Here is a 7,702-nt window from a genome sequence, read left to right as displayed (position 1 = left end):
AAGCGCAGCGCCTTCCGACGCTGCTTTCGTTATTCTGGTGTACCTTTATTGGATTGGCGGCGCATGGAGTCTTTTGTCGGAAGGCGCAGCGCTTTTCCCGACCTGCTTTTGTTAGTGACACATGAGCCATCGATTAAAGATCAACACAACAATACAAGTGAGAGCGGATATGAATCTGGATAAAGATATTGTGACGGTGAGGCCGAAGGGGACGATTGATACGATTCAGAAGTTGCCTAATTATTTGGGAATTTCGGGGAAAACGGCGGGTTCTACCGGGATTTCGATGAATATTGTGGTGATTCCGCCTTCGGCGCGGGCGGAGCCGCATTTTCATGATGGGTTTGAGACGGCGATTTATTTGTTGAAGGGGAATGTTAAGACCCTTTATGGCGAGAATTTGTCGAAGTCGGTGGTGAACAAGGAAGGGGATTTTATTTTTATACCTGACGGAGTGCCGCATCAGCCGATCAATCTGAGTGATACGGAGGAGGCCATTGCCTTGGTGTCCCGTAATGATCCCAATGAGCAGGAGAGTGTTCAGGTGTATCGGCCGGATCAGTCGGCTTGATGGGTAATGATTGATATGGCGACTGGGGATATGGAACAGGGCCTGAGATAAGCAGACCCTGTCGTCGTCAGACCAGCAGAAAGAAATTGCTTGTCTGTTGGGTTAATAACTCAGCGCGATTCTACCCAGCGGCTGAATGGTGATTTCCGGCGTCAGGTCCTGGTAGGAAAGGATGGGCAGTTGGCGCATGTCTCTTTCCAGTAGTTTGCGCAGGTAGCGGCGCACATCCATGGAGGTGATCACCACGACTTTTTGCGCGCCGGGATTCAAGTCGCCCACAGTGCGTTTGGCGATGTCCACGATCTTGCGGGTGGTGTCCGGCTCCAGGGCCAGGTAGGCGCCGGAGGAGGTTTGGCGCACGCCGCCGCGAATGGCGTCTTCCAGAGACTGATCCAGCATATACGCCGGCAGGATATTCTGCCCGTTGCTGTATTTGTAGCTGATATAGCGACGCAGGCTGTTGCGCACATACTCCGTCAGCAGCACGGTTTCCTTCTCTTTCTGACCCCATTCCGCCAAGGCTTCCAGAATGCTGCGCAGGTTGCGGATGGAGATGTCCTCGGACACCAGACGCTGCAGTATCTCGGTGATTTTCTGAATCGGCAGCAGACGCTGCACTTCCTTCACCAGCTCGCCATAGCGCCCTTCCATTTTCTCCAACAGGAAGCGGGTTTCCTGAATGCCGATGAATTCCTGCGCGTACTTTTTCAGGATGATCGACAGGTGATAACTCAACACCCGGGGCGGGGTCAGATAGGCGACTTCCATCTTGTCCAGAGAAGTCTGATGACGTTGCTCCACCCAATAAGCGGGAGCGTCGGGCAGCAGCTCCACTTCGCTGTTATGCTTGATGGCCAGCAGATCCAGTTGCTCCTTCTGATCGCGCACCAATAACTGCCTGGGCTTGATAAAGCCTTCCGCAATCGGTGTCTCCTGCAGATGAATCTTATAGCGGCCGTCGCTCAATCCGTGATTGATGCGCAGATGAATGCCCGGAAACGGCACGCCCAGATCGAGATACAGAGAGCGGCGGATTTTGAGAATTTCATCATTCAACGCATTCGGGTCCAGGGCGTCTTCTGCGTCGGCGGCGATGTCCACCAGCAGCGGGACGGTAAAGGTAAACTCTTCCGCTTCGTTGAGCTGCGCCTTGCTGGGAGGCTGGCCGGCGGCCGCCATGGCGGATAGAGGCGGATGTTTGTCCACGCCGGCGTTTTTGGATTGTCGTAGGGTGAACACGCCAATGCCTGTCAAGGTTAACGCCAGCACGATAAAGGTGAGGGTGGGGAAGCCGGGAATCAGCGCGAAGGTGAACAGCAAGCCGCCGCCGATCAGGATCGCCTGGGGTTTGCTGACGATCTGATTGGCGATGTCTGCACCCAGGTTTTCCGACTCGTCGGTGGTGACCCGGGTGACGATGACGCCAGCGGTGATGGCGATAAACAACGCGGGAATCTGCGCCACCAGGCCGTCGCCGATGGTGAGAATGGCGTATAGTTCCAGCGCCTCGCCGGAGGTCATGCCGTTTTGCAGCGTGCCGATGGCGATGCCGCCGAGGATGTTCACCGCAATGATGATCAAACCGGCGATGGCGTCGCCTTTGACGAACTTCATGGCGCCGTCCATGGAGCCGTACAACTGGCTTTCTTTCTGCACCTGAGAGCGGCGGTGACGGGCTTCGTCCACATCGATCACCCCTGCGCGCATATCGCCGTCGATGCTCATTTGTTTTCCGGGCATGGCGTCCAGCGAGAAACGGGCGCTGACTTCCGCCACCCGCTCAGAGCCCTTGGTGATCACCAGAAACTGCACCACGGTGATGATCAGGAAAATAACCAGCCCCACCACCAGATTGCCGCCCACCACAAAGCCGCCGAAGGCTTCGATGATGGAGCCCGCGTCCGCCTGCAGCAGAATCAGTCGCGTGGTGGTGATGGACAGCGACAGACGAAACAGGGTGGTGATCAGCAGCACCGAGGGAAAGGCGACGAACTCCAGCGGCGAACGCAGATACACACCCACCATCAGCAACACCACCGCCAGCCCCATATTGACGCCGATGAGGATGTCCACCAGAGCGGTGGGCAACGGCAGAATCATCATGAAAATAATCGCCACCAACATGGCCGCGAACAGAATGTCTTTGCGCCCGGCGATCACTTGCAGGGTCTGGTTCAGGCGTGCGAGGGTCATGACGGAGTCCTTGTGGCTAAAAATTGCAGATAGTGAGTCAGCGCGGGTTCTCTTTGTCCCAGCTTGAGATGGCAATGGCTGCGCAGCAGCGACAAACGCGCTTCCGACACGCCCTGTAATCGTTTCTCGCAGGCCTTACAGTATTTCAGCGCCAGTTCGTAGCGGCCGAGCTGATAGCACAGATAAGCCATCTGTCGCAGCGGCGCGGGGTCGTCCGGCGCCAGTCTGATCAGCAGACGCAGCAGCGGTTGCGCCTTGGCGTACTGGCGGCATTGCAGAAACACGGTGGTCACTTCCTGTAGCCAGGCCGCCTGTTGCGGCTGCAGTCTGCTCGTGGCGCTGGCGAGTGGAAGTGGGGCGACGAATTGAGTTGGTCTCATGGTTTTTCCAGCGCGCTCAGATTGCTGCGCAGCAATTGCCGGTCTTCATACAGCGCGTTGAGAATGGCGACGGCGCTTTGCAGGGTTTGCCTGAATTCGGGATCGCTGATGGCTTCCGCCTCCTGCTCCAGCGCCGTTAGCGCGGACTGGGTGGACGCGGCCACATCGTCAAAATCCTGAGGATCGACCCCGGCAGCGCCGGACGGCCCAATCAAAGTGCGCAGCATCTCCTGACTGGTCGCATGACGCAGAAACAGCTTCTCCGTATGCTGGACGACGGATTCCCCTCGCGGCACAAAAGGCCGGGAAGGGGCGTTGGCGGTCGTGCTGGCGTCCTGTACGTCGTTGTCGTGGACGCGAATGCTTTGCACGCCTTCGGTGAAAGTCACCAGATCCATGGATCACCTGCCTATTGATTCAGTTGTTGATGAAGATAATCGAGCACGCCCAGCGCCTCGTTGAGACCGGCGATGGACAACTGCTGACGGGACAGCGCGACGATGAAGGCCAGTTGACTGGGGCCTTTCATCCCGGTGTGCGCCCGTAACGGCAAGGGCTGGTCGTAATGCACCGCGCGCAACGCTTTGGGGATCAAATCCGCACAGTCGTAGTCGCTGATTTCCTGCAGCCGCACCAGTAGCAAACCTTGTTCGTGAGGCTCGATCATCAGCGTTCCCGAGCGCTCAAACGCCAGCGTCAGCGGCTCGCCGCGCCAGATAAAATCGGCAAATCCCAATTGTTGCAGGAACTCGGTAATCGTTAGGTGAACGGCGGCGTCCTGCATCATGAGCGCGACTCCTTGGCGAATGGGAAAATGGCTTTCACTTTGGGCCTCGTTAAGGTTGTTCGGCTTCTTGCTCAATGCTGAGATCCAGACGCTCCTGGATGACGGTCAGCAATTTGTCCCGCTCAAACGGGTCGCGGTACGCTTTCAGCGGAATGGCCCGCATCAGCTCCTTGAAGCCGCGCCAGAAGTAGATGGTCATGGCGGGCGGAATGTTTAACGCCTTCAGTACGCCGCCCAGTTGCTCGACGCTGACCCATTTCTTTTCCAGCAGGGCGAGCAGTTGCTCCATCAGCGCATATTTCTTAAGCGGGGTCTGAGAGCGGTAGATTCTCTCCAGTTGCGCGAGAAAATCACGACACTCCGCGTCGAGCCCTTCCAGCGCCTGCAGCGCGTAGAGATCTTCGATAATCATGCGCAGGCGTTCTTTAGGCAGCGAAGGGCCTTCCGACCCCAGGTCAGCGCCCAATGCGGAAATCAGGTAGGCGACAGATTCGGAAAAACGCTCCTCGCCATACTGGGCCAGAATCTTGCGAAAGGTGTCGGTGAGACTGCCGTAGTCCAGCACGGCGTCACGGTAGAGTTGGCGCAGTTCATTCAGCGCGCCGAGCTGGCGGTCGCTGAACTGGGTGGCCACTTCCGCCACATTGACGCCCGCGAGAATGGCGGCGCTGTTTTCCTCCAGCATGTCATCCAGAGCGGCTTCCACCGACGCCAGCAACTCATCCACACTGGCGTCGCCCGCCTTGCGTTTGCGTCGCAACTGATCGCGGACGAACACCAGCGCCAGATACTGTTGGGTAATGTCCGCAAACTGTTGCGCAGCGCGCTGACGCATCTCCGCTTTGGCGGGATCGCTCAGAGTTAACAGCTGATGCAGAAAGGGCTTGAGCTGCTTTTCCTTATCCAGCTCCCTGGCTTTCTCCACGTAGGCCAACGCCTTTTCCAGCGCCTGGGTTTTATACAGCGGCCGTTCGCCAATCTTGCGTTTGCTAAGGTCCTCGCTCTTTTTCTCCGAGCGCAGAAAAGACATCTCCTCCGCCGCAGAAGCGAACAGCGACTTGTCATTGCTCGCCAGACTCACCCCCTCGCCACGCCAGTTCCCCGCCGCGACCGAGGCGCTCAATGCGTCGGCGCGATAGCTCCTGTCCGTCTGAAATGAAACGCCGCCTGTGAGGTTGGACATAGACAAAACCCGCTGTGTGCTAGAAAGGCCTGTTTGTTAGAAAAAACGAGTGCGATAGCGAAAAACCGACAAAATGCGGGATCGCCGCCAAGCCTGTTTAAGTTGTTGCTAGTGTTGCGTTCAGAGCCGGGAAGAGAAATAGATCGGTGGATATAAACGGAGGTCTTCCCATAGATATGAAGAAATATTGAGAAGAATGAATAGACATGAAGAGCTGAAGAGGCTGGCAGTGTAACGATTTATAATTTTCATCCTATGCCGTACTAAAGTATGAACGCCTTCTTTAAATATTAATACAAACTATCCATGAAATTTGAATTGGAGGAGAGTTTGAGTGTCGTGATTCGTGGTTGCTCATGGTGTTGATTGTTGAGCGGCTTAGCTCAACCTTATATAGCAAAAAGGATTAAGTTATATGAATATCATCTATCAGGAAAAAGAAGTGGAACTGGCTCCCTCAAAAGTGACTGCAACGGAGTTTATGTTTACAAAATCTTACGACGTAAAAGTCTCGGCCTTAGCCATAGCGGTGGAAGGTTTTTATAACGGCTCTATCAGTCAAACCAGGCTTGTTGCAGTCGATCTGGCGCAGAAATCGCCTCTTTTCAAGGTGGTAGGAAGAACAGTGGTGGATGAGCCTATCGTCGAGCAATACAAGGTCAAGCATATATTTCATGGCGTCGCCCCTGACATTCAGGAAATCCGCATACAGTCGCAGTATGGAATAAAGTCCTACTGTGTTAACCATATTGGCGATGCAAGAGCATTGGATCTAACGCCCCCTTCGATACGCGCGCTTAATGACAAACAGGCCGTTGGATATGCGCCAGATAAATCCAGTATAGACATCGCTTTTAATAAGGCGGTCATGGAACTATACAATAAATTCCCGGGCCATATATCTACCAAAGTGGTTGATTCTGGAATTGTCGCCTCCGCAGATTTCGGGATTGCATTCACCTATGTGGTTCTTGAGAATGAGTGGGGATAATAGAGGGTTTCTCTATTATATTTTTAGTGCGCAGTTTGAAATATATGCTAATACGGATAGGCCCTGACGCTCCGGGTCCGGGCTTTTTGCCAATATTGCCAAGATAAACCGGCTCCTGTAGTCTTTGGCCGTCGCGAAAAACGACTGCTTGATTGCAAAACAGGCAGTCGCACACAAGCCGCCCATCTTCCTTAAGCATGGTCCGCCAGCGTTTCCAATAAAGTCGCCCGATATCCTCGGGTTTAATCCTAAGCAAGCCGTCGACCACGGTGTTGCGACTTGCACTAAACGGAACGCGCCATGCACAGATCACTCTTGGTTATTTACCTCGCTATTACTCTTGACGCCGTGGGCGTCGGCCTCGTTTTTCCTATTTTGCCCGCGCTGTTGCAGGACGTGGCAGGCGCTGATTCTGTCGCGCCTCTCATGGGCGTGATGGCGGCGCTTTACGCTGCGATGCAGTTTGTCTTCGCCCCGGTGTTGGGCGCGCTCAGCGACCGCCTGGGCCGACGTCCGGTATTACTGATTTCAATCGCTGGGGCTGTCATCAACTATCTGATACTGGCGTATGCGTCCAGCTTCTGGCTGCTGTTGCTGGGCCGCGCCATGGCCGGTCTTACCAGCGCCAATACCTCCGTGGCGTACGCCTATATCACCGATATTTCCGCTGAAGCGCAGCGAGCGCGTCGCTTTGGTCTGCTCAACGCCATGTTCGGCGCTGGCTTTATTTTCGGACCCGTCCTTGGCGGCGTATTGGGCGACATCGGCGTGCGGCTGCCTTTCCTGGCTGCGGCGGGCCTTAACGCCATCAATCTGGTTCTCGCGTTCTGCATGCTGTCGGAAACGCGTGCGCCCGGTGGGGAGACCACCCGCAGAGAACCCATTCGCATGTCTGATTTGAATCCGGTTCGCCCTTTGGTTTGGGCGTTCTCCACTCGGGAGCTGCCGCTTCTTGTCCTGATCTTTTTTCTGCTCAGCGCGACAGGTGAGGCCTACGGCGTTTGCTGGGCCATGTGGGGCGCGGATGCGTTCCATTGGAGCGGTTTGGGAATCGGCCTTTCCCTGGGGACCTTTGGCGTCTGCCAGACGTTGGCGCAGGCTTTTTTACCGGGGCTGGCAAGTCGGCAGCTCGGCGAACGCGGTGCGGTGTGCGTTGGGATCGCCTGCGCCAGCACGGCGCTTATCGCCATGGCCTTCATCCAGCAGGGCTGGCTGGTGTTTGTCATCATGCCCCTGTTTGCGTTGGGCGGCATCGGCACGCCCGCGCTACAGGCTTTGGCGACGCGACAGGTTGACGCGGATCACCAAGGGCGGCTGCAAGGCGTGCTGGCCTCAGCGGTGAGCCTGGCGTCCGTGATCGCTCCATTGGTTTTCTCCAGTTTCTACTTTGTGATGCGGGATGCCTGGCCCGGCGCTATCTGGCTGTTGGTGATGACCTTCTACGCGATGGCTTTCCCGGTGGTGATTCTGGCCACGCGAGGTCCTCAGAGGGCGCGAGCCTGAATCACGCTCATCAACGGTGTATTTGCAATAACAGCGGCTCGAAAAGGAAAAAAGCCGGCGCGACAGGCCGCCGGCTAAGTCATGGCTAATCAAC

The 7,702-nt window shown here is 55.9% G+C and carries 8 protein-coding genes; 3 read left to right on the top strand and 5 right to left on the bottom strand.

What is annotated here, in order from left to right:
* The first annotated feature begins 169 nt into the window (after positions 1–169).
* Positions 170–571 (top strand): cupin domain-containing protein, encoded by a 402-nt coding sequence (locus ONV78_RS30325; protein ID WP_279508325.1) that lies wholly within the window; start codon positions 170–172, stop codon positions 569–571.
* A gap of 102 nt (positions 572–673) precedes the next feature.
* Here the strand turns inward: ONV78_RS30325 and sctV are convergent, their stop codons facing one another.
* The 5 genes from sctV to sctW are packed head-to-tail and all read right to left on the bottom strand — an operon-like array spanning position 674 to position 5,114.
* Positions 674–2,764, bottom strand: coding sequence for a type III secretion system export apparatus subunit SctV (gene sctV / locus ONV78_RS30320; protein ID WP_279508324.1), 2,091 nt, complete (start codon positions 2,762–2,764; stop codon positions 674–676).
* Complete coding sequence (locus ONV78_RS30315; protein WP_279508323.1) at positions 2,761–3,144, bottom strand: hypothetical protein; 384 nt, start codon at positions 3,142–3,144, stop codon at positions 2,761–2,763. Before ONV78_RS30315 ends, sctV begins: the two co-directional genes overlap by 4 nt.
* Positions 3,141–3,542, bottom strand: a complete 402-nt coding sequence (locus ONV78_RS30310) for a hypothetical protein (protein ID WP_279508322.1) — start codon at positions 3,540–3,542, stop codon at positions 3,141–3,143. Before ONV78_RS30310 ends, ONV78_RS30315 begins: the two co-directional genes overlap by 4 nt.
* A gap of 11 nt (positions 3,543–3,553) precedes the next feature.
* On the bottom strand, positions 3,554–3,931 hold the full coding sequence (locus ONV78_RS30305; RefSeq protein WP_279508321.1) for a YopN chaperone SycN-like protein: 378 nt from the start codon (positions 3,929–3,931) through the stop codon (positions 3,554–3,556).
* A 49-nt stretch (positions 3,932–3,980) separates the two neighbouring features.
* Positions 3,981–5,114: a type III secretion system gatekeeper subunit SctW gene (sctW, locus tag ONV78_RS30300; RefSeq protein ID WP_279508319.1), complete on the bottom strand. Its 1,134-nt coding sequence runs from the start codon at positions 5,112–5,114 to the stop codon at positions 3,981–3,983.
* A 415-nt stretch (positions 5,115–5,529) separates the two neighbouring features.
* Here sctW and ONV78_RS30295 point away from each other — a divergent pair, with 415 nt between their 5' ends.
* The gene (locus ONV78_RS30295; RefSeq protein ID WP_279508318.1) at positions 5,530–6,105 is read left to right on the top strand and encodes a hypothetical protein; all 576 of its coding nucleotides are present in this window, start codon (positions 5,530–5,532) and stop codon (positions 6,103–6,105) included.
* Positions 6,106–6,405: 300 nt separating this feature from the next.
* Positions 6,406–7,608, top strand: coding sequence for a TCR/Tet family MFS transporter (locus ONV78_RS30290; RefSeq protein WP_279508315.1), 1,203 nt, complete (start codon positions 6,406–6,408; stop codon positions 7,606–7,608).
* The last annotated feature ends 94 nt before the right edge of the window (positions 7,609–7,702 follow it).

This window comes from Hahella sp. CR1 (genome assembly GCF_029813005.1).
In the GTDB taxonomy this organism is placed as follows: Bacteria; Pseudomonadota; Gammaproteobacteria; order Pseudomonadales; family Oleiphilaceae; genus Hahella.
Note: the sequence above shows the minus strand (reverse complement) of the source record. Positions and strands in the feature narration are given on the sequence as shown.